Annotated in this window: 21 protein-coding genes; 6 read left to right on the top strand and 15 right to left on the bottom strand. The window is 70.6% G+C overall.

Features of this window, described 5'->3' with window-relative positions; genetic code table 11:
- Positions 1-8 precede the first annotated feature (8 nt).
- Positions 9-647, top strand: coding sequence for a lipoyl(octanoyl) transferase LipB (gene lipB / locus BW982_RS01045; protein ID WP_076490263.1), 639 nt, complete (start codon positions 9-11; stop codon positions 645-647).
- A complete protein-coding gene (lipA, locus tag BW982_RS01040) occupies positions 644-1,678 on the top strand; it encodes a lipoyl synthase (protein ID WP_175611003.1) in 1,035 nt (344 codons plus the stop codon). The genes lipB and lipA overlap by 4 nt, the downstream gene beginning before the upstream one ends.
- 15 nt (positions 1,679-1,693) lie before the next feature.
- Here lipA and BW982_RS01035 read toward each other — a convergent pair whose 3' ends face one another.
- The 3 genes from BW982_RS01035 to smc all read right to left on the bottom strand — a co-directional run bounded on the left by BW982_RS01035 (position 1,694) and on the right by smc (position 6,671).
- Positions 1,694-2,194, bottom strand: a complete 501-nt coding sequence (locus BW982_RS01035) for a DUF2004 domain-containing protein (protein WP_076490262.1) — start codon at positions 2,192-2,194, stop codon at positions 1,694-1,696.
- 72 nt (positions 2,195-2,266) lie between these two features.
- Entirely contained in the window at positions 2,267-3,139 is an 873-nt protein-coding gene (gene ftsY / locus BW982_RS01030; RefSeq protein WP_076490261.1) for a signal recognition particle-docking protein FtsY, read from the bottom strand.
- A gap of 4 nt (positions 3,140-3,143) precedes the next feature.
- The gene (gene smc, locus BW982_RS01025) at positions 3,144-6,671 is read right to left on the bottom strand and encodes a chromosome segregation protein SMC (RefSeq protein WP_076490260.1); all 3,528 of its coding nucleotides are present in this window, start codon (positions 6,669-6,671) and stop codon (positions 3,144-3,146) included.
- A gap of 464 nt (positions 6,672-7,135) precedes the next feature.
- Between smc and BW982_RS01020 the strand changes: the two genes are divergently transcribed.
- Both BW982_RS01020 and BW982_RS01015 read left to right on the top strand, forming a co-directional pair.
- Positions 7,136-7,405: a hypothetical protein gene (locus BW982_RS01020; RefSeq protein ID WP_076490259.1), complete on the top strand. Its 270-nt coding sequence runs from the start codon at positions 7,136-7,138 to the stop codon at positions 7,403-7,405.
- A 63-nt stretch (positions 7,406-7,468) separates the two neighbouring features.
- Positions 7,469-8,551, top strand: coding sequence for a GNAT family N-acetyltransferase (locus BW982_RS01015; protein WP_076490258.1), 1,083 nt, complete (start codon positions 7,469-7,471; stop codon positions 8,549-8,551).
- Positions 8,552-8,674: 123 nt separating this feature from the next.
- Here the strand turns inward: BW982_RS01015 and mutM are convergent, their stop codons facing one another.
- From mutM to BW982_RS00985, 6 genes are all read right to left on the bottom strand, one after another.
- Complete coding sequence (gene mutM, locus BW982_RS01010) at positions 8,675-9,565, bottom strand: bifunctional DNA-formamidopyrimidine glycosylase/DNA-(apurinic or apyrimidinic site) lyase (protein WP_076490257.1); 891 nt, start codon at positions 9,563-9,565, stop codon at positions 8,675-8,677.
- On the bottom strand, positions 9,558-10,229 hold the full coding sequence (rnc, locus tag BW982_RS01005; protein ID WP_217693667.1) for a ribonuclease III: 672 nt from the start codon (positions 10,227-10,229) through the stop codon (positions 9,558-9,560). Before rnc ends, mutM begins: the two co-directional genes overlap by 8 nt.
- 19 nt (positions 10,230-10,248) lie before the next feature.
- Entirely contained in the window at positions 10,249-10,458 is a 210-nt protein-coding gene (gene rpmF, locus BW982_RS01000) for a 50S ribosomal protein L32 (protein ID WP_013586329.1), read from the bottom strand.
- A gap of 2 nt (positions 10,459-10,460) precedes the next feature.
- Positions 10,461-10,955: a YceD family protein gene (locus BW982_RS00995; RefSeq protein WP_083696567.1), complete on the bottom strand. Its 495-nt coding sequence runs from the start codon at positions 10,953-10,955 to the stop codon at positions 10,461-10,463.
- Between the two features lie 116 nt (positions 10,956-11,071).
- The gene (gene coaD, locus BW982_RS00990; protein WP_076490254.1) at positions 11,072-11,569 is read right to left on the bottom strand and encodes a pantetheine-phosphate adenylyltransferase; all 498 of its coding nucleotides are present in this window, start codon (positions 11,567-11,569) and stop codon (positions 11,072-11,074) included.
- Positions 11,570-11,597: 28 nt separating this feature from the next.
- A complete protein-coding gene (locus tag BW982_RS00985; RefSeq protein WP_076490253.1) occupies positions 11,598-13,760 on the bottom strand; it encodes an ATP-dependent DNA helicase RecG in 2,163 nt (720 codons plus the stop codon).
- Positions 13,761-13,821: 61 nt separating this feature from the next.
- Here BW982_RS00985 and rsmD point away from each other — a divergent pair, with 61 nt between their 5' ends.
- Complete coding sequence (gene rsmD, locus BW982_RS00980; RefSeq protein ID WP_076490252.1) at positions 13,822-14,385, top strand: 16S rRNA (guanine(966)-N(2))-methyltransferase RsmD; 564 nt, start codon at positions 13,822-13,824, stop codon at positions 14,383-14,385.
- Positions 14,386-14,424: 39 nt separating this feature from the next.
- Here rsmD and thiL read toward each other — a convergent pair whose 3' ends face one another.
- Positions 14,425-15,417 carry a thiamine-phosphate kinase gene (gene thiL, locus BW982_RS00975; RefSeq protein WP_076490251.1) on the bottom strand — a complete coding sequence of 331 codons (993 nt, stop codon included), beginning with the start codon at positions 15,415-15,417 and terminating at the stop codon, positions 14,425-14,427.
- 25 nt (positions 15,418-15,442) lie between these two features.
- On the opposite strand from thiL, the gene BW982_RS00970 reads away from it, so the two are divergent.
- Entirely contained in the window at positions 15,443-15,946 is a 504-nt protein-coding gene (locus tag BW982_RS00970; RefSeq protein WP_076490250.1) for a DUF3515 family protein, read from the top strand.
- A gap of 23 nt (positions 15,947-15,969) precedes the next feature.
- On the opposite strand, the gene BW982_RS00965 is transcribed toward BW982_RS00970, so the two are convergent.
- The 5 genes from BW982_RS00965 to leuD form a co-directional block, all read right to left on the bottom strand.
- The gene (locus BW982_RS00965; protein ID WP_076490249.1) at positions 15,970-17,055 is read right to left on the bottom strand and encodes a D-alanine--D-alanine ligase family protein; all 1,086 of its coding nucleotides are present in this window, start codon (positions 17,053-17,055) and stop codon (positions 15,970-15,972) included.
- On the bottom strand, positions 16,955-18,091 hold the full coding sequence (locus BW982_RS00960; RefSeq protein WP_076490248.1) for an NAD(P)H-dependent glycerol-3-phosphate dehydrogenase: 1,137 nt from the start codon (positions 18,089-18,091) through the stop codon (positions 16,955-16,957). Before BW982_RS00960 ends, BW982_RS00965 begins: the two co-directional genes overlap by 101 nt.
- A complete protein-coding gene (locus BW982_RS00955; protein WP_076490247.1) occupies positions 18,081-18,821 on the bottom strand; it encodes a lysophospholipid acyltransferase family protein in 741 nt (246 codons plus the stop codon). Before BW982_RS00955 ends, BW982_RS00960 begins: the two co-directional genes overlap by 11 nt.
- Positions 18,822-18,824: 3 nt before the next feature.
- The gene (murA, locus tag BW982_RS00950; protein ID WP_076490246.1) at positions 18,825-20,198 is read right to left on the bottom strand and encodes a UDP-N-acetylglucosamine 1-carboxyvinyltransferase; all 1,374 of its coding nucleotides are present in this window, start codon (positions 20,196-20,198) and stop codon (positions 18,825-18,827) included.
- A gap of 63 nt (positions 20,199-20,261) precedes the next feature.
- Complete coding sequence (leuD, locus tag BW982_RS00945) at positions 20,262-20,858, bottom strand: 3-isopropylmalate dehydratase small subunit (RefSeq protein ID WP_076490245.1); 597 nt, start codon at positions 20,856-20,858, stop codon at positions 20,262-20,264.
- Position 20,859: the final 1 nt, after the last annotated feature.

Raw genomic sequence — 20,859 nt, 5'->3', positions numbered from 1 at the left:
GAGCGCTGATGCTCGACATCCTTCGCGCGGGGCTCGCCCCCGACTACGTGCCCTACGCCGACGGCTGGGCGCTGCAACGCGCGGTCCACTCCGAGGTGCTCTCCGGTGCACGCCCCGACACGCTGCTCCTGCTCGAGCACGAATCGGTGTACACCGCGGGCAAGCGCACCGAGGCCCACGAGCGACCCACCGACGGCACGCCGGTGATCGACGTGGACCGCGGCGGCAAGATCACCTGGCACGGTCCCGGTCAGCTCGTCGGGTACCCGATCGTCCGCCTTCCCGAGCCCCTCGACGTCGTCGCCCACGTGCGACGGCTGGAAGGACTCCTCATCTCCGCCCTCGCCGCGCACGGCGTCGAGGGCTTCCGCGTCGACGGACGCAGCGGCGTCTGGGTGCGGCGCCCGCTGGGCGTCGACAAGGTCGCAGCGATCGGCGTGCGCGTCGAGAAAGGTGTCACCATGCACGGGTTCGCGGTCAACTGCGACAATTCCCTCGCGGGCTTCCGCGGCATCGTCCCCTGCGGGATCACGGATGCCGGTGTCACCACGGTGAGTGAGATCCTCGGCGCCGAGGTCTCCCCCGCGGACATCGTCGAGGGCGTCGAGGCCGCCTTCCGCGCCGAGTACTCGGCGGTCGCCGCGTGAGCGCCTGCGGGACCGGCAGCGCCGGCGGCGCGGCATCCACCGCCCCGAACGGACGGAAGCTGCTGCGCCTCGAGGTGCGCAACGCGCAGACCCCGATCGAGCGCAAACCCGAGTGGATCAAGACGAAAGCGCGCCTCGGGCCCGAATACACGGCGCTGCAGAACCTCGTGAAGACCGAGGAACTGCACACCGTGTGCCAGGAGGCCGGCTGCCCGAACATCTTCGAGTGCTGGGAGGACCGCGAGGCGACGTTCCTCATCGGCGGCTCGCAGTGCACGCGCCGCTGCGACTTCTGCCAGATCGACACCGGGAAGCCCGCCGACTACGACACCGACGAGCCGCGCCGCGTCGCGGAGAGCGTCACGCGGATGCAGCTGCGGTACGCGACGGTGACGGGCGTCGCGCGCGACGACCTGCCCGACGAGGGCGCGTGGCTGCACGCCGAGACGGTGCGGCGCATCCACGCCGAGAACCCCGGGACCGGAGTCGAAATCCTCGCGACCGACTTCTCGGGGAACCCCGCCCACCTGGACGAGGTCTTCTCGTCGCGGCCGGAGGTCTTCGCGCACAACGTCGAGACGGTTCCGCGCATCTTCAAGCGCATCCGGCCCGCGTTCCGCTACGAGCGGTCGCTCGGCGTGCTCACCGCCGCCCGCGACGCGGGCCTCATCACGAAGTCGAACCTCATCCTCGGCATGGGCGAGGAGCCCGAAGAGGTGGTGCAGGCCCTGCGGGATCTGCACGAGGCCGGAACCGACATCATCACGATCACGCAGTACCTCCGACCGACGCCGCGCCACCTGCCGGTGCAGCGCTGGGTCAAGCCCGCGGAGTTCGTCGAGTTCAAGGAAGAGGCCGAGCGTATCGGCTTCCTCGGCGTCCTGGCCGGTCCCCTCGTGCGGTCCTCCTACCGCGCCGGGCGCCTGTGGGCCCAGTCGATGGTGTCGAAGGGTCGCGAGATCCCGCCGCACCTCGGCCACCTCGCGAAGGACATCGCCGCCGCGGACGCCGGCTTCGCGCAGGCGGTGTGAGCGGGGCGCGGAAGGTCAGTCGGCGCTGGTGACCGACTGCACCTGACCGTCCGAAGCGAGGTTCACCAGGAGCACGTCGTCGGTGGAGTCCGGATCCAGGGCGTACTCCAGGACGGCGAAGGGGTCCGTGCCGCCGTGCTCGTCGGCGAGGATCGTCATGCTCATCAACTGCAGCGACTTGATGACGTCGATGTGGGTGTCGCCGGACGGGTCGGACAGGAGGTCGTCCAGCTCGTCCCCCAGCGTCGCCTGCTGCTGGAGGATGTACTCGGTCACCTCGCTCGTCCGGTCGTCGAGTTCATTGACCATCGCGTTGCGGGCGGCCAGATCGATCGTCTCGAGCGAGGAGATCATCGCCGCGGCGACGTCGAGCGCGTCGATCGACACGTCGTCCTGATCGGGAGCGGTGAGGTCGACGGTGACGCTCTGGTCGCCGAACTCGACGTTCTCCGACCAGAAGATCGACCCGTCGGGTCCCGACTCGAGGAGTCCGAAGAAGTCGTGCTCGATCGCCATTCCCCCATGAAACCAGCCCGACCCGCCTCGCGGAAGGCGACCCGCCACGGTGGCGCGGTGCGATAAGGGGATTCAGTCGACCAGCGACGCCGCGAACACGTGGGGCGTGAAGCCCGTGAGGTCGCCGATGCCCTCGCCCTGACCGAGGAGCTTGACCGGGATGCCGGTGCGTTCCTGCACCGCAAGGACGAAGCCGCCCTTCGCGGAGCCGTCGAGCTTGGTGAGCACGAGACCCGTGACACCGGCGCTGTCGAGGAAAGCCTGGGCCTGCATGAGGCCGTTCTGTCCGGTGGTGGCATCCAGGACCAGGAGGACCTCGCTGATCGGGGCCTGCTTCTCGATGACGCGCTTGATCTTGCCGAGCTCGTCCATCAGGCCGCCCTTCGTGTGCAGACGGCCGGCGGTGTCGATGAGCACGATCTCGGTGCCCGTCTCCTTCGCGTGCGCGACGGTCTGGAACGCGACGGAGGCCGGATCCTGGCCCTCGTGCTGCGGACGCACGATCGTGGCACCCCCGCGCTCGGCCCACGTGGCGAGCTGATCGACCGCGGCGGCGCGGAACGTGTCGGCGGCGCCCACGACCACGGTTCGGCCGTAGCGCTGCAGGAACTTGGCGAACTTGCCGATCGTCGTGGTCTTGCCGACGCCGTTGACCCCGACGACCAGCACGACGGCGGGACGCTCGGTCAGCCGGAGCGTGGTGTCGAACTTCGCGAAATGCTCTTCGAGGGTCTCCCGCAGCATCCGCTGCAGGTCACGCGGGTCGGTCGTGCGGTAGCGGTCGACCTTCTCGCGGAGTTCGTCGACGAGACGCTCCGTCACATCAGGACCGAAGTCGGCCGTCAACAGAGCCGTCTCGAGGTCGTCCCACGTGGTCTCGTCGATGGTGGGTTTGACGAACAGTCCGCGCAGCGCGCGGCCGAGCGACCAGGAGTTCTCAGCCATTCCTTCAGCTTACGGGCGCAGGTTCCGCCGCCGCGCGGGCACGGTCGCCGACGCGCTGACCGACGACCGCTGACACGCCGTCCTGGCGCATCGACACGCCGTAGAGCGCGTCGGCGATCTCCATCGTGCGCTTCTGATGCGTGATGACGATGAGCTGGCTGCTCGCGCGCAGCTTCTCGAACACCCCGAGCAGGCGACCGAGATTGGCGTCGTCGAGCGCCGCCTCGACCTCGTCCAGGATGTAGAACGGGCTCGGTCGCGCCGTGAAGATCGCCGTGAGGAACGCCACGGCCGCGAGCGACCGCTCGCCTCCCGACAGGAGCGAGAGCCGTTCGATCTTCTTCCCCACCGGACGCACGGCCACCTCGATGCCGGTGGTGAGCGGATTGTCCGGGTCCGTCAGCGAGATGCTGCCCGCCCCGCCCGGGAAGAGGATCGGGAAGATCTCGCCGAACGCGGCGCGGGTGTCGTCGAAGGCGGCGACGAAGATGGTCTGCATCCGCTCGTCGAGGTCGGCGATGATCGTCTGCAGATCCGCGCGCGTCTGCTGGAGGTCGGCCAGCTGCTCGGTGAGGAAGGCGTGGCGTTGCTCGAGCGCGGCGAACTCCTCCAGTGCGAGCGGGTTCACCCGGCCGAGCTGGGCGAGCTTGCGCTCGGCATCCTGCAGGCGACGCTTCTGCGCCGCGCGGTCGAAGGGTTCGGTCGCGTCGCCGTCCAGCACGGGGATCGGCTGATCGGGGCCATATTCCGAAACGAGAATGTCCTCGTCGAGCGACAACTCGGACTGCACGCGCTCGAGCAGGCTCGTGACATGAAGGCGCTTCTCGTGCATCTGCAGCTCGAGGCCGTGCACGCTCTCCGTGAGGCTCGCGAGTCTCTCGCGCACCGCGGTGTCCTCTGCCCGGGCGCGGGCGAGATCGGCGGTGACGGCCGATCGGGCGGATTCCGCGGCGGCGAGTTCGACGCGTGCCTGACTGACCGAGCGGTCGATCGAATCGAGAAGGGCCGGAAGTGCTCCAGCGACTTCCGCCGCGATCTCGCGCTGGCCCCGACGGATGACGGCGCGTCGTGCCGCCGCGGCGGCCGCGGAGCGCTCCCGCTCCCGCTGCTGTTCGAGCTGCACGATGCGCGCCTCGCCCGCCCGGACTCGTTCGCGCAGGGTCTCGATGTCGAGACGCGCCCGCATCTCGCCCTCGCGCGCCGACTCGAGGTCGGCGAGCATGCCCTCGCGAGCGGACGCGTCCAAGAGCGGACGCGGCACCTCGAGCGCTCGCGCGAGCGCCTCGTCGGCGAGGAGGGCCTTCGCCTCGGCGTCGGCGACCGCGGCCTGCGCCTGCGCGAGTCCCGCTTCGAGGCGTTCGCACTCGGCGACGGCCGCCTCGTGCCGCACCGTGACGCGGTTGAGCTTCTCCGCGTGCGCCGCGAGCGCCGCGTCGTGGGCGCGCAGGGTCGTCAACGCCTCCTTCGTGCGCGCGCGGACATCGGCGAGCTTCCCCTGGGCCTCGGCCAGGGCCTCCCGCAGCGAGTCGGCGATGACGGTGATCTCGGCGAGGCGGTCCGCTGCGGCATCACGCTCGGCGGCGAGTTCCAGGCGCGAACGTCCGCCGCCGGACCCGGCGCGGAGGGTTCGGGCCGTCATCACGGCCCCGTCGCGGGTCACCACGACGGTGTCCGCCGACGCGGATCCGAGAGCCGAGCGCACGGACTCCGCCGCCTCGAGGTCGTCCACGATGACCACGCCCGACAGGATGCCGCGCACCCCGGCCGGTGCCGACACGACATCGACCGCGCGGATGCCGCCCGGCACGGTCGCCTCGCGATCGGCGTCCGGGGCATCGGCGATCGCGATCTCGACCACGCCGAGGTCGCCCTCGCGGGCCGCACGGGCCGCCGCGAACGCGGCCGAACCGTCGTCCACGAGGAGCCCTTCGGCGAGCGATCCGAGCGCCGCGGCGATGGCCCCTTCGTACCCCGGGGTGACCTTCACCGCATCGCCGACGAGGCCCCGGATGCCGTCCACCCCGCCGGCGACGAGATCGGCGGCCGCATTGCGGACGTCGAGGGCGCGGCCGAGCGCCGTGGTCTGGGCGGTGAGGGAGTCGCGTTCGCGCTCGGCGGCGTGCAGACGTTCGCGCAGCGCCGCCACCTCGGACTCCGTGTCGTTCGTTTCACGCTGGGCGCGTTCGTACGCGGCCGCATGCTCGGCAGTCGACTCTTCGGGCGTCATGTCCGGATCGAGGGCGGCGCGCGCCTCCTCGGCCTCGGCGAGGCGGTCGCGCGCGGCATCCAATGCGCGCTGCTGGCGCTCGACGGCTCCCCGGACCGCGGCGAGGCCCGATGCCGCGGCCTCGGCGGAGCCCCGGAGCGCCGTGATCCTCATGTCGTGCTCGGAGACGAGCGCGCTCTGCGCCGCGATGTCGGCGTCGAGCGCGTCGAGGTCGGCGCGCGCCCGAGCGACTCCGCGGGCGGCGTCGGCGGCGGCATCCTGGGCGTCTCCGAGGCCTCCCGCGATCTCGTCGATCTCGCTCCGGAGATCGTCGATCATCGACTGCGTCACCGTCGGCACCGCTGCGGCGGTGCCGCCGTCGTCGTCGGCGAGCAGCGTCAGACGCTGGCCGGCGAGCGTGTACAGGCCGCGGAGACGCTCCTGCACCTGCTCCAGCGAGAACGCGACGCGACGAGCGCGGTCCACCGCCTCGGAGCGCTGTTCCTCTTCCAGCCGCTCGACCTTCGTCCGGATGCCGTCGGCCTGATCCTGAAGCATGAGCCGCTCGGTGTGACGCTCGCTCTCGGCCGCGGCGGCATCGGCCAGCTGGCGACGGAGCTGGACGAGTTCGTCGGCGAACAGACGTGCCTTCGCGTCACGGACGACCGCGGCGATGGTCGCCGCCTCGCGCGCGATCTCGGCTTGCTTGCCGAGGGGCTTCAACTGACGACGCAGCTCGCCCGCGAGGTCGCTCAGCCGCGTGAGATTCGTCTCCATCGCCTCGAGCTTGCGGACGGTCTTCTCTTTGCGGCGGCGGTGCTTGAGGATCCCGGCGGCCTCTTCGATGAAGCCCCGCCGCTCCTCCGCCGAGGCCTGCAGGACCGTGTCCAAGCGCCCTTGCCCGATGATCACGTGCATCTCGCGCCCGAGGCCGGAATCGCTGAGCAGCTCCTGCACGTCCAGCAGGCGGCACGTCTGACCGTTGATCGCGTACTCGCTCGCGCCGTTGCGGAAGAGCGTGCGGGCGATCGTCACCTCGCTGTACTCGATCGGCAGGGCGCCGTCGGCGTTGTCGATCGTCAGCTGCACCTCGGCGCGTCCGAGCGGACCACGCGTGGAGGTACCGGCGAAGATGACGTCCTCCATCTTGCCGCCGCGGAGCGTCTTGGCACCCTGCTCCCCCATCACCCACGCGAGCGCGTCGACGACGTTGGACTTGCCCGACCCGTTCGGGCCGACGATGCAGGTCACGCCCGGCTCCAGCGCGAACGTCGTCGACTGCGCGAAGGACTTGAATCCCTTCAGCGTGACGCTCTTGAGGTGCATGCGGATGCGCCTTCCCGACCCGGTGGACTTCCGCCTCACGCTACCCGAAGGCCCGCGGAATCCCGCGGTGGCTGGCCGACCGAGCCCGCGCTTGACGCGCCCGAGGGGCCGTCGTTTCTGGATCTTCGCTTGACATTCGCTGAACGCCTTCGCTAGCGTCGGGGGTCGCAACCGACTGAGAAAGGAGGTCACTCCCATGATTCGCAACACCACCGGCTTCTTCGCCACCGGCTTCACCGCCGTCCCCGTGCTGTCCGCACCGCTGCGCGGAGTGACCACCGCCGTCGGTATGCCTGTTCGTCAGGCGTAGCCGGGCCGCGTCGAGACGACTCTGCGTCTCCGCTTCCGCCGCACTTCCATCCGACCCTCGGATGCCGTGCGCCCGGGTCTTCGTGACCCTCCCGCCGCTGTCGCCTTCCGTCGGCCGCGGCCCTCAGCTCGTTCTTCCTCATCGGAGCCTCCGCATGAACACTTCGCTCACGCGCGCGCCGCAGCACACGGCATCCGCGTTGTCCCTTCCCACCGTCGAGACCTCGGCCGAGCGCCGTCTCGGTCTCCTCGACCGTCTCTCCCTTCGCCTCGGCCTGTGGCTGTTGACACGCGCCGCCGCGCGCGCCGACCAGCTCGCGTGCCCCACGGTGCGGGCGAACATCTCCCACCGCGCCGCGCTCGAGCGAGCGCAGCGCGAGATCCACTGGCAGCGACAGGCGCTTCTCTCGCGCCCGCCGTTGTGACCCGGCGGGGCCGGCGCATCCGGCCCCGCCCCTCTCCTCTTCCCTCTCACCGAAAGTTCCGACATGAACGCCCTCCCGACCGGCCTCGAGCTGCGGCCCCTGCATATCCCGGCATCCATCGACTCCCCGGATGCCGCCGACTTCCGCGAGATGTCCCGCGTGCGCAATCTCGTCTACCGGGAGATCGCGGGCCACGACGACCACGCCATGCCCGCCGACGAGCTCCTCGCCGTCTACCGTCCGACCGCGGCGCAGATCCGTCTCGTGTGGATCGCACTGTGGGACGGCGAGGTCGTGGGACGCGTCGGTCTCGACCTCCCCCAGGAGGACGGAGCCCGCACCGGCTTCTGGCTCATCGAGCTGCTCCGCAGCGCCTGGGGGCGCGGCATCGGCCGCGCCGCGCACGACCTGATCGAGCGGACGGCGCGCGAGCACGGGCGCACCATCCTGCAGTCCTGGGCCGAGCACCCGGCCGTCGACGGACCGCAGCTCGACGCCCCGACCGGGTTCGGCCGCATCCCGCTCGACCGCAGCGCGCGGTTCTATCTCGCATCCGGGTACACGCTCGAGCAGATCGTGCGTCAGAGCCGGCTCGAGCTGGCAGGGGCCGAGCCGCGCCTCCGCGCGCTCCTCGCGGACGCGGAAGCAGCCGCTGCGGGATACCGCGTCATCCAGTGGACGCTGCCCACGCCGCCCGAGTTCGTCGACGCCTTCGCCTACATGAAGTCGCGCATGATCACCGACGCCCCCTCGGCCGGTCTCGATCACGACGAGGAGGTGTGGGATGCCGCGCGGGTGGCCGACTGGGAGCGCAGCTACACCGACGCCGACCGGCACCTCCTCGTGACCGTGGCGCAGCACGTCGACTCGGGCGAGCTCGCAGCGTTCAACGAACTCGTGGTCGGCAAGGACCGCACGGCCGTCACCCACCAGGAGGACACGCTCGTGGTGGCCTCCCACCGGGGACACCGTCTGGGGATGCTGGTGAAGTGCGCCGGACTGCTCGCGTGGCGCGAGTCCGTCCCCGAGTCGCCGCGCGTGATGACCTACAACGCGGAGGAGAACCGCCCGATGCTCTCGATCAACGAGACGATCGGGTTCGCACCGCTCGCGTACGAGGGTGCATGGCAGAAGGTGCTCGCCTGATCCGCGCTCGGTCACACCGCCGAGACCGCAACCGCCTGACATCTTCACTGCAGCGTGCAGTGGAGATGTCGGGCGCGTGCAGTCTCGGGGCCTCGGGCGACCTATCCGACCGCACCGACCGGGTCAGCGCACCCGCTGGCACCGCGGGCAGAAGTGGCTCGAGCGGTTCATGAAACTCACCCGCACGATCGGACGTCCGCACCGCGGGCACGGCTGCCCGGTGCGGCCGTAGGCGTTGAGCGAGTGCGCGAAGTACCCCGCCTGGCCGTTGACGTTGACGTACTGCGCGTCGAAGCTCGTGCCGCCCTCGGCGAGAGCCTTCTCGAGAACCGCGCGGACCTCGGCCAGCAGCCGGTTCACCGAGCGGGTCGGGAGATCGGATGCCACGGACTCGGGGTGGATGCGCGCGGCCCACAGCGACTCGTCGGCGTAGATGTTGCCGATGCCGCTCGCGACCGTCTGGTCGAGCAGCACGCGCTTGATCCCCGACGACGTGCGCGCGAGGCGAGCCCGGAAGCGCGCGTCGTCGAACGCCGGGTCGAGCGGGTCGCGGGCGATGTGGGCGACCTGCGTGGGGACGCGGGGAAGCGTCGAACCGCGGCCGCCGGCGGCGGCGTCCGGGGTGTCGACGAGGTCGTCGAGCGCGAGCGAGCCGAACGTCCGCTGGTCGGCGAACACCACGGACAGCGGCCCGTGCACCGGATGCTCGAGCTCGATGCGGATCCGCTCGTGCCGCTCCGCGGGCGCACCGGGCACGCGCAGCAGCATCTGCCCGCTCATGCCCAGGTGGGTCACGATCGCTTCGTCCGCACCCAGCGGCATCCACAGGAACTTGCCCCGGCGGACGGCGCCCACGATCCGACGCCCGGTCAGTTCGGCCTCGAAGTGCTCCGGCGTGCCGGAGTGCCGCGTGAGCGCGCGGGCGTCGCGGACGTCGACCGACGCGATGAGCGCACCCGTCACCGCGGGTTCGAGACCGGCGCGGACGACCTCGACCTCGGGCAGCTCAGGCACGGGCGTCGAGCTCGCGCCACGCCGCGAGGGCGGCGGCCATCTCCGCTTGCTTCTTGCTCGAGCCGATCCCCTGGGTCACGACGTCGCCCACCGTCACGGTCGCCGTGAACCGCCGATCATGGTCGGGACCGGTGGCCTCGACGCCGTAGACCGGGGCGCTGAGCGACTGGCGTGCAGCGATCTCCTGCAGACTCGTCTTCGGGTCCATCGCGGCGCCGTACCGATCCGGATCGGCGAGCAACGGCTCGACCAGGCGCAGCACGAGACCGGTCGCCGCGTCCGGACCGGCGGACAGATAGGTCGCGCCGATGACCGCTTCCATCGTGTCGGCCAGGATCGAATCCTTGTCACGACCGCCCGTGAGGATCTCACCGCGGCCGAGCCGGACGTGATCGCCCAGCCCGATACCCCGCGCCACCTCGGCGAGGGCCACGGTCGAGACGACGCTCGCGCGCCGCTTGGCGAGGCTGCCCTCATCGAGATCGGGATGCCGCGTGTACAGGCGGACGGTCACCGCCTGTCCGAGCACCGAGTCGCCGAGGAACTCGAGGCGCTCGTTGTGCGGGATGGCGCCGTTCTCGTAGGCGAACGAGCGATGGGTCAGCGCAAGAGAAAGAAGCTCGGGGTCGATGTCGACCCCGAGCTTCTCGATGAGCGCAGAGATTCGCGTCACCGGACGTTGATCAGACGTCGGCGACCTTGCGGCCCTTGTACTCGAGGAAGAGCTCGGTGCCCTGCGAGTCGGTGACGACCTTCGCCTGGTGGGGGCGGCTGTAGACGACCTTGCCGTTCTCGATGGTCTTGACCAGCGCGGGGGCTTCGGCCTTCCACTGCGCGCGACGCGAGCGGGTGTTGGAGCGGGAGACCTTCCGCTTCGGGGGGTTACCTGCCATGACTAGCTCTTCTCTGTCTTGGGGGCGGCGCGGAGCGCATCGCCGTCGTCTGGGGTGTACTGCTGGAGCGCTGCCCACCGGGAATCGACGGGCGTCTGCTCCGTGTCGCCGGCGCTCTCCGTCAGCTTCTCACCCGTGACCGGGTCGAGCCCGAGGCAATCCGGCTGACACACCGGCTGGAACGGAAGCGACAGGACGATGGCATCCCGGACCAGATTTTCAAGATCCACGTGGTCGTCTTGAACTTCGAAGTCGTTCGCTTCATCCCCAGGATACGCGAAAAGTTCCTGGAACTCGACTTCGACAGGCTCGGTGATGTCGGTGAGACACCGTCCGCAGACACCGGAGGCCGTGGAGTAGACCGTTCCGGAGACCAGGATGCCTTCGTGGACGGACTCCAAGCGCACGTCGATCTCGAGCGGCTCGGCGGCGGGGACGGCCACGAGCCCCTCCCCCCACTTCTCGGGCGCGGGGATCTCGAGCTCGTGTTCGCGCATCTCGCCGGGATGGCGCACGATGTCGCGCACGGGGAGCTGGAAGGGTCCGGGTCGGTGGGTTCTCACGGTCGTCCATGCTACCCGGGCGCTCCTGGACGGAGGCCGCATCGGCCGGTTTACAAGCCGCGCGCGCCGGTGTCGAGGAAGCGGGCGACCGCCGCGGGCACATACGGCGAGACGTCGCCGCCGAGCGCCGCCACCTGTCGCACGAGCGAACTCGACACGAGGGCGTGCGACGGGTCGGGCAGCAGGAACACGGTCTCGACGTGCGCGAGGTCTCTGTTCACGATCGCCATCGGGGTCTCGTACGCGACGTCGACCTGCGAACGGATGCCTTTGACCAGCACCTGCGCGCCCACGTCGGTCGCGTAGTCGACCAGCAGCCCCATGCTCCACGCCGCGACGACGACGTCGCCGCCGATGCCCTCTTCCTGGATGGACTGCTCCAGCAGCACCTGACGCTGGGCGATCGGGAGCATCGCCTCTTTGCCCGGATTGTGCACGACGAGCACGTGCAGCTGATCGAACAGACCGGCCGCGCGGCGGATCACGTCGAGGTGCCCCCGGGTCGGGGGGTCGAAGGAACCGGGTACGACGGCGATCCGCGGACTCATTCCGCCAGCCTATCCATCGTGTCCGCGCTCACGACTTGGCCAGCGCTGCACGTTCTTCCACACCGACCCGCCGTTCCAGGGCAGCCGCCAGACCCGGGTGCCGGACCAGCGCCGGGTCGTCGGCGAGGACCGTCTCGGCGACCGCCCGCGCTTCGACGATGAGCTCGGCGTCCGTGACGACGCGCAGGAGACGCAGAGACGACCGCACGCCGGACTGCGCGCCGCCCAGGACATCGCCCTCGCCGCGCAGCTCCAGGTCGACTTCGGCGAGTTCGAAACCGTCGAGCGTGCGGGCCACGGCCTCAACGCGCGAACGAGAGGACGTGCCGGGCGCCGCTTCCGTCACGAGCAGGCACAGGCCGGGCAGACCACCGCGGCCGACGCGGCCGCGCAACTGGTGCAGCTGCGACACGCCGAAGCGGTCGGCCTCCAGGATCACCATCGTCGAGGCGTTCGGCACGTCGACGCCCACCTCGATCACGGTCGTGGCGACCAGGACATCGATGTCGCCGCGCGCGAACGCCTGCATCACGGCATCCTTCTCATCGGCGTGCATCTTGCCGTGGAGGATCTCGACACGGATGTCGGCGAAAGCCGGCAGTGTGTCGAGGAGGGTCCGCACCTGCACGACGCCCCACCGGGTGCGCGTATCGGCCGCGCCCTCGGCGGGTTCGTCTCCGACCTCGTCGGACGTGAGTTTCTCGGCGTCGATCGCGGCGCACACGACGAACACCTGGTGGGTCTTCGCGACCTCTTCGGCCACACGGTCCCAGACGCGAGCGAACCACCCCGGCTTCTCGGCGAGCGGTGCGACGAAAGTCTCGATGCCGGCGCGCCCCGCGGGCATGGTGCGGATCGTCGAGACGTCGAGATCGCCGAACACGGTCATCGCCACCGTTCGCGGAATGGGTGTCGCCGTCAGCACCAGCGTGTGCGGCGAGTCCCCCTTCGCGCGGAGCGCTTCGCGCTGGTCGACCCCGAACCGGTGCTGCTCGTCGACCACCACGAAGCCGAGGTCGGCGAACGTCGTCGTCGAGCTCAGCAGAGCGTGCGTACCGACCACGATGCGGGCCTGACCGGATGCCACCCGCAGCGCGGCGCGGCGGCGCTCGGCGGCGGGGAGCTGACCGGTGAGCAGCGTCGGCATCAGCTCGGGGGCGAGCTGCGGTCCCAGCATCTTCGCGATCGAGCGCACGTGCTGGGCGGCGAGGACCTCGGTCGGTGCGATGAGAGCCGACTGGCCCCCGGACTCGGCGACCTGCAGCATCGCCCGCAGTGCCACGAGGGTCTTCCCCGAACCGACCTCTCCCTGCACCAGTCGGTTCATCGGCCAGTCGCCCACCAGGTCGGCGGCGATCCGCGCGCCCACCGTCTCCTGATCGGGCGTGAGGGCGAACGGCAGCGCGGCGTCGAAACGCTCGAGCAGACCTCCGGGAGTCGCGGGACGCTTCGTGGCCGACAGCGCGCGCACGAACTGGCGCTGCTGCAGCAGAGCGGTCTGGAGGACGAACGCCTCCTGCATGCGCAGGGTCTCGACCGCCGGCGGGATCTCGTCGTCGTGATACGGGCGGTGGATGTGCTCGAGCGCTGTCCGCGCGCCGACGAGGCCGCGGCGTTCGCGCAACGCCTCCGGCAGCGGGTCGTCGACGGCACCGAGACCGTCGAGGACCAGCGAGATCGTCTTCTGCACGAGCGGACTCGGGACCGTGCTGGTGGCCGGGTAGATCGGGATGGGGCGCTTCGCGTTCACCTCGGCTTCGGCGCGGGCCTCTTCGAGATCGTCGAACAGCGAATAGTCGGGGTGGGTCAGCTGCGTCTGACGCCGATACTCCCCCACCTTCCCCGAGAAGATGCCGCGGCGACCGGGGGTCAGGTCTTTCAGACGCCACGACTGGTTGAAGAACGTCAGCGACAGCCGCCCGTCGCCGTCGCTGATGATGACCTCGAGCAGAGACCCCCGACGGTTCTGCATGCGGCGCTCGGTCGCGCTGACCACCTCGGCCACGATCGTGACCGGCTCGCCGAGCGGCAACGACGCGATGGGCGTGAGCTCGCCGCGGCGGGCGTAGCGGCGCGGATAGTGCTCGAGGAGCTCGCCGACGGTCTTCATCCCGAAGGCACGCTCGAACGCGGCGGCGGTCTTGCCGCCCACGGCGCCGTCGAGTCGGGACGACAGCGAGAGACCGGGCATGCACCGAGTCTAGGCACGACCTCCGACGTCGGAACGGACTCGCGGTTTGTAGGCTGAGACGGTGACCCGCATCATCTCCGGCCGCGCGGGCGGCACGGTTCTCGACGTCCCGCCGAAGGGCACGCGGCCCACGAGCGACCGCGTCCGCGAGTCGCTGTTCGGCGCCCTCGACTCCGCCGACCTCGTCGACGGCGCGCGTGTCCTCGACCTGTACGCGGGCTCCGGCGCCCTCGGGCTCGAGAGCCTGAGCCGAGGTGCGGTCTCGGCCGACCTCGTCGAGCTCTCCGCACCCGCGGCCACCCTCATCCGCAAGAACGCGGAGCGACTGCGCTCCGCGGGCGTGGCCGGCGCGGCGCGGGTGCATCGCGCGAACGCCACGACATTCGTGGAGACCTCCACGTCGGAGTGGGACCTGGTGTTCCTCGACCCGCCCTACGACGTCTCGGACGCGGAGATCGCCCGGGTCCTCGCCGGGCTGGCTGCCCGTCTCAGCGCGGATGCCGCCGTCATCGTCGAGCGGGCGAAGCGTTCCCCCGCACCGGACTGGGCGGCCGCCGGCCTCGAGGCCGATCGCGACCGCACCTACGGCGACACGACTCTCTGGTGGGGCCGACCGCCCCGCTGACCCCGGCCCCGCTCGCGGGAGTCGCCTACACCGCGCCGTTCAGCCGCGGCCGGCGTCCCAGTCGCGGTAGGGGTCCCAGCCGGAGCGCCCCGTCCAGGCGCGGCCGTCGACCGTCACGGCGGCCTCGCCGCGGGGCTCGACCGAACCGACGCGCCGCCCCGGGCCGCTCGTCCCCGCGGGGAAGGTCACGAGGAACCCGTGGTCCTCTCCCCCGCCGAGCGACCGCGCGAGATCGTCGCCCAGCGCCTCCGCGTCGAAGTCGATCGTCACCCCGGACGCGTCGGCGAGGCGCTCGGCATCCAGGGCCAGTCCGTCGGAGACGTCCATCATGGCGGTCGCTCCGGCATCCGCCGCGCGCAGCGCGTCGGCGATCGGTGGCCGCGGGCGGAGCTGACGATCCAGCGCCGCGACGTCCTCTGCATCCAGCGCCGCGCGGCCCTCGGGACCCACGGGGATCGGGACGCCGTCGGCGTCGACGAAACGCGTGAACAGCACCTCGAGCCCGCGACCGGCGACACCCAGGTCGCCGATCAGGTGCACGGCGTCCCCGACCCGCGCGCCGGACCGTCGCACGGGATCCCGCCCGTCCAGGCTTCCCAGCGCCGTCACCGCGATCGTCAGCGTGTCCGAGACCGTGAGGTCGCCGCCCTCCACCGCGCAGCCGGGGGCGAGCTCGGCGCACGCCTGCGCGAGCCCGTCGGCGAGCCCACGTACGAACGAGATCGGGGTGTCATCCGGCATCGCGAGGGCGACGAGCAGCGCGATGGGGCGCGCGCCCATCGCCGCGACGTCGGCGAGGTTGACCGCCGCCGCCTTGTACCCGAGGTCCGCGGCGGACGACCACGCCAGCCGGAAGTCCGGACCGTGCACGAGCGTGTCCGTCGTGGCGACCACGCGCCCGTCCGGAACGGCGAGCACCGCCGCGTCGTCACCCGGGCCCACCGGCGCGGTCGAGGCGGGCAGGCGGTCCAGGATGCCGCGGAGCACCTGCCCCTCGGACAGCTCCCCCACGGTGGTCTCGGCGTCGGTCACCCTCCCACGCTATTAGCCTGGAGGGGTGCCCCGCTCCCGTCGTCCCCTCGCGCTCCTCGCCGTCCTCGCCCTCCTTCCGGGGCTCGCGGCGTGCACCTCGACCGTGTCGATGGAGCCGGCCGCGGCGGCGAACGACCCGGCGTGCGCACAGATCACCGCGCGCCTGCCGAAGTCGATCTCGGATCAGGACCGCCGCTGGACCGACGCTCAGGCGACCGGCGCGTACGGCAGCCCGGCCAGCATCCTGATCACCTGCGGCCTCGAGGCCCCCGGCCCCTCGACGCTCCCCTGCCGCACGTTCGACGGCGTCGACTGGCTCGTGGACGAGTCGCAGGCGACCGATCAGAAGTACACGCTGACGACTTTCGGGCATCAGCCGGCGATCCAGGTGTTCCTCAACGCCGGCACCGCGAGCAGCGCCGACATCGCGCGTGCGCTCGCGCCCCTGATCCGCGACTATCTGCCCGCGACCGGCCAGGTCTGCACCTCGCCCGCGGATGCGACACCCGCGCCGACTCCCACGCCCTGAGCGGGGTCGCCGGCGCGGTGCGCTCAGTCCCGGGCGAGCGCGGCGTCCAGCAGGTCGCTGATGAGCTCTGGGTACGACAGCCCCGACGCGATCCAGCACGTCGGGAACATCGAGATCGGGGTGAACCCCGGCATCGTGTTGACTTCGTTCACGTAGAACTCGGTACCGGTGTAGAAGAAGTCCACCCGGGCGAGGCCTTCGCCGCCGAGGGCTTCGAAGGCCTGGGCGGCGATCCGCTGCATCTCGGCGAGCTCTCCGTCGCGCAGGTCGGCCGGGCACACGAGATCGACGCCGGGCGCGTTCATGTACTTCGCCTCGAAGTCGTAGAACTCCCGCCCCGTGACCACGATCTCGCCCGCGACGCTGACCCGCACGGGACCCCCGTCACGGCCCGGCAGCACACCGCACTCGAGCTCGCGCCCGACGATGGCCTGCTCGACGAGCACGAGCCGGTCCTCCGCGAACGCCGTGTCGAGAGCGGCATCCAGGTCTTCCCAGCGCGACACCTTGGTGACGCCGACGCTCGAGCCCGCCTCGTTCGGCTTCACGAACACGGGCAGGTCGAGCGAGCGGATGCGACGCTCCCACAGGGCGCGATCGCGCGCGAGGTCGGCACGCGTCACCGCGACCCAGGGCACGACCGGTACCCCCGCCGAGCGCAGCACGCGCTTGGTGACGTTCTTGTTCATGCCGATCGCCGACATCAGGACGCCGCCACCGGCGTACGGGATGCCGAGGAGCTCGAGAAGCCCCTGCACCGTCCCGTCCTCACCGAAGCGGCCGTGCAGGATGGGCAGCACGACGTCGACCTCGCCGAGCGAGCGTTCGCCGGAGGCATCCGTCACCGTCCACTCGCGCGAGAGCGTCGACTCCGGCAGCCGCACCCGGGTGCCGTTGTCGCGGACCTCGGGCAGCGCCTCGGGGCGCAGAGCGAACTTGTCCGGGTCGTCGTCCTCGAGCACGAAGGCGCCGTCACGGGTGATCCCGACGGGGATCACCCGGAAGCGCTCACGATCGATCGCGCGCAGCACCCCGCCCGCCGTGGCGGAACTGATCGAATGCTCGCTGGAGCGCCCGCCGAAGAGCACCACCACCGCCGGTCTGGTCATTCTGCGTCCTCTCGCCCTGCGGCTGGTCGTCGTCGGTCGTGAGATGGGGCGCGATGTCGCGCGGATCCATGGTGCCGTCCAGCACCATCTTCACCTGCTGCACGATGGGCATGTCGACGCCGACCTGCTTCGCGAGCTGCAGGACCGGGGCGACGGATGCCAATCCCTCGGCGGTCTGCTGCATCTGCTTGACGACGTCCTGGTAGCCGTATCCCTGTCCGAGCAGGCGCCCGGCGGTGTTGTTGCGGCTGAGCGGCGACTGGCACGTCGCGATGAGGTCGCCGAGCCCCGCGAGCCCCTGCAGGGTCTCGGGCTGAGCACCCTGCGCGACGGCGAAGTCGGTCATCTCGACCAGGCCGCGCGTGATGATCGACGCCTTGGTGTTCTCGCCGTAGCCGACGCCGTCGACGATGCCGATCGCGACGGCGATGAGGTTCTTCAGGACTCCGCCGAACTCGGTGCCGATCACGTCGGTGTTCACGAACGAACGGAAGTACCGGTTGCGTGCACGGCGGGCGACCGCCTCGGCCGTCTCGGGGCTCAGCGAGCTGATCACCGCCGCGGTCGGCTGCTCCCGGGCGATCTCGAGGGCGAGATTGGGTCCGGAGGCCACGGCGATGCGGGCCGGATCGCATTCGAGCATCTGCTCGATGACCTGGCTCATCCGCAGTCCCGTCGACTTCTCGACGCCCTTCATCAGCGACACCAGGGGAACATCCGTGCGTTCCACCAGCGGACGGATCGCCGCCAGGTTCTCGCGGAGCGACTGGCTGGGCACCGAGAGGTAGATCTGCTCGGCCCCGCTCAGCGCCTCGGCGAGGTCGGTCGTCGCGGTCATCGTGCGGGGCAGATTGATGCCCGACAGGTAGCGGCTGTTGCGCTTGGACTCCGTGATCTCGGCGGCCAGCTCGGGCCGGCGAGCCCACATGACGACGGAGGCGCCACCGTCGGCGAGGATCTTGCCGAACGTCGTACCCCAACTGCCGGCACCGACGACGGCGACCTTGGGCGCAAGCGCTTCGCTCTTACGACTCAAGGCGACCCGTCTCGTTCTGGCCGTGCTGCGACGGGTTCCAGCGTTCGGGCGGTGCCGGCAGGCCCCGCAGCCCCGAGAGCATCTCGGAGATCCGGGCCATGAGCGCATCGGTCGCGCGCGTCAGCGTCGCCGGTTGCGTCGCGGTCGCGCGGTAGTCGGCGACGTCCATCGCCGGACCGAACTCCACGATCACGTGCGAGCGGCGGGGGAAGCGGAGCTTGCCGTACCGCGGGAGGATCTGCTGCACGCCCCACTGCGCCAGGGGGATGAGGGGCAGATCGGCCGCGAGGGCCAGTCGCACCGCACCCGTCTTGCCGCGCATCGGCCAGAGATCGGGGTCGCGGGTCAGCGTCCCCTCGGCGTAGACGATGACGCCGCGCCCATCACGGGCGATCTGCTCGGCCGCCTTCATCGACTGGTTGGCGCTGGTCGAGCTGCGCGGCACCGGGACCATGCCGGTCGCCTTCAGCGCCGCACCGAGCACGGGCACACGGAACAGGCTCTCCTTCGCCATGAACCGCGGTGCCCGGCCGAGCCGCCACACCGCGACGGCGACGATCACCGGATCGAACTCGGAGTTGTGATTGGGGGCCAAGACGTAGGCCCCCTCCTTCGGAAGGTTCTCGGCGCCGCGGATCTCGATCCGCGCGAACAGGCCCGTGAGGGGCACGATGATCGCCGCGAGGGGCCAGAAGGCGCTGGGCCGGCTCTTCTCCGGGGAGGCCGTCACGGCTCAGCCCACGACGTCGAAGTCGGCGTCGAGAGCGGTCAGCTTCTCGAGGAACTTCTCGTATCCGCGGCGGATGATCCCGATGTTGCGGACCGTCGACTCGCCCTCCGCCGCGAGAGCGGCGATCACGTAGCTGTACCCGCCGCGCAGATCCGGCACTTCGACATCGGCACCGTGGAGCGGTGTCGGGCCGTTGATCACGGCGGCCTGTTCGAGATCGCGGCGCGGAACGCGGCGGTCGGGGCTGTCCAGTCCCTTCGGGTGCACGACGATGTCCGCACCCATCTTGTTGAGCGCCTGCGTGAAGCCGAGACGGTTCTCGTACACGGTCTCGTGCACGGTCGAGGTGCCGTGAGCCTGCGTCAGGGCGACGATCAGCGGCTGCTGCCAGTCGGTCATGAACCCGGGGTGCACGTCGGTCTCGACCATGACCGGCTTGAGGTCGCCACCCCGGCGGAACAGGATGCCGTCCTCGCGCACGTCGAACCAGCCGCCGGCCTTGCGGTACACGTTGAGGAACGTGAGCATGTCCTGCTGGCGGGCACCCTTGGCGAAGATCTCGCCGTCGGTGGCCAGAGCGGCGCACGCCCACGACGCCGCCTCGTTGCGGTCAAAGATCGCGCGGTGGTCGTAGCCCACCAGACGGTCGACGCCCTCGATGAAGATCACGCGGTTCGGCTCGTACGAGATGATCGCGCCCATCTTTTGCAGCACGGCGATGAGATCCATGATCTCGGGCTCGATCGCGGCGTTGCGGAGTTCCGTGACGCCCTTCGCGCGGACGGCGGTGAGCAGCACCTGCTCGGTCGCACCCACGCTCGGGTACGGCAGCGTGATGTTCGCGCCGTGCAGACCGTTCGGGGCGGTGATGCGGATGCCCTCATAGCTCTTGTCGACCACCGCGCCGAAGGCGCGCAGCGCGTCCATGTGGAAGTTGATCGGGCGATCGCCGATGCGGCATCCACCGAGGTCGGGGATGAGAGCCTCGCCCAGAAGGTGCAGCAGGGGTCCGCAGAACAGGATCGGGATGCGCGAGGCGCCCGCGTGGGCGTCGATCTCCTCGAAGTGCGCGGCGACCGCGCCCGAGGGGTCGAGGTGGAGGGTTCCTTCTTCCTCGCCCTCGGTCACGGTCACGCCGTGCACCTCGAGGAGCGAACGGACGACCTTGACGTCGCTGATCATCGGGACGTCGCGCAGCGTGCTCGTGGTGTCGCCCAGCAGGGCGGCCACCATCGCCTTCGTGACGAGGTTCTTCGCCCCCTTGACCTCGACCGTTCCGCGCAGCGGACGACCCCCGCGGATCGAGAGGGTCTCCGCCGCTTCCCAATCCGGCTGACCGGGGATGTGATCTCCGGATTCGGTGACGAGTGTGCTCATAGGGGGGTGGACCTCACTTCGTGGACGAGGGGCGACGGACCGGCCCGATCGGGCCGACCGGGCTTAGCGGACCGGGAGGGTCCGCGGCCGCCATGCCTCGCGGCGCGCCTCGAACTGCGCGATCTTGTCTTCGTCGCGCAGAGTGAGCCCGATGTCGTCGAGCCCTTCGAGAAGCCGCCACCTAGTGTAATCGTCGATCTCGAACGAGACTCGGAGGTCGCCGAGTGTGGCGGTTCGCGCCTCGAGGTCGACCGTCATCTCCACGCCCGGGTGCGCCTCGACCGCCGCCCAGATGCGCTCCACCTCGTCTTCGGTGATCACTCCCGTGACCAGGCCCTGCTTGCCCGAATTGCCGCGGAAGATGTCGGCGAACTTCGGGCTGAGGACGACCTGGAACCCGTAATCGCGCAGCGCCCACACGGCGTGCTCGCGGCTGGATCCCGTTCCGAAGTCGGGGCCGGCGACAAGGATGGATGCCGAGCGGTAGGCATCCTGGTTCAGGACGAACTCGGGGTCCTGGCGCCAGTTGGCGAAGAGCGCGTCCTCGAAGCCCGTCTTGGTGACCCGCTTGAGGTACACGGCGGGGATGATCTGGTCGGTGTCGACCGCCGAGCGCTTCAGCGGGGCGACGATTCCGGTGTGCGTGCTGAACTTCTCCATG

This window comes from Microbacterium sp. RURRCA19A, assembly GCF_900156455.1.
GTDB lineage: Bacteria > Actinomycetota > Actinomycetes > Actinomycetales > Microbacteriaceae > Microbacterium.
This window is presented reverse-complemented; position numbering and strand designations above follow the sequence as displayed.

What these genes read in the sequence shown, in the direction of transcription:
- BW982_RS00985 (WP_076490253.1), bottom strand. Translation starts at nt 13,760, where the DNA reads ATGCCCGGTCTCTCGCTGTCGTCCCGACTCGACGGCGCCGTGGGCGGC.
- ftsY (WP_076490261.1), bottom strand. Translation starts at nt 3,139, where the DNA reads ATGGCTGAGAACTCCTGGTCGCTCGGCCGCGCGCTGCGCGGACTGTTC.
- coaD (WP_076490254.1), bottom strand. Translation starts at nt 11,569, where the DNA reads ATGAGTCCGCGGATCGCCGTCGTACCCGGTTCCTTCGACCCCCCGACC.
- lipB (WP_076490263.1), top strand. Translation starts at nt 9, where the DNA reads ATGCTCGACATCCTTCGCGCGGGGCTCGCCCCCGACTACGTGCCCTAC.
- BW982_RS01015 (WP_076490258.1), top strand. Translation starts at nt 7,469, where the DNA reads ATGAACGCCCTCCCGACCGGCCTCGAGCTGCGGCCCCTGCATATCCCG.
- BW982_RS01035 (WP_076490262.1), bottom strand. Translation starts at nt 2,194, where the DNA reads ATGGCGATCGAGCACGACTTCTTCGGACTCCTCGAGTCGGGACCCGAC.
- leuD (WP_076490245.1), bottom strand. Translation starts at nt 20,858, where the DNA reads ATGGAGAAGTTCAGCACGCACACCGGAATCGTCGCCCCGCTGAAGCGC.
- rpmF (WP_013586329.1), bottom strand. Translation starts at nt 10,458, where the DNA reads ATGGCAGGTAACCCCCCGAAGCGGAAGGTCTCCCGCTCCAACACCCGC.
- smc (WP_076490260.1), bottom strand. Translation starts at nt 6,671, where the DNA reads ATGCACCTCAAGAGCGTCACGCTGAAGGGATTCAAGTCCTTCGCGCAG.
- murA (WP_076490246.1), bottom strand. Translation starts at nt 20,198, where the DNA reads ATGAGCACACTCGTCACCGAATCCGGAGATCACATCCCCGGTCAGCCG.
- BW982_RS00965 (WP_076490249.1), bottom strand. Translation starts at nt 17,055, where the DNA reads ATGACCAGACCGGCGGTGGTGGTGCTCTTCGGCGGGCGCTCCAGCGAG.
- BW982_RS00995 (WP_083696567.1), bottom strand. Translation starts at nt 10,955, where the DNA reads ATGCGCGAACACGAGCTCGAGATCCCCGCGCCCGAGAAGTGGGGGGAG.
- BW982_RS01020 (WP_076490259.1), top strand. Translation starts at nt 7,136, where the DNA reads ATGAACACTTCGCTCACGCGCGCGCCGCAGCACACGGCATCCGCGTTG.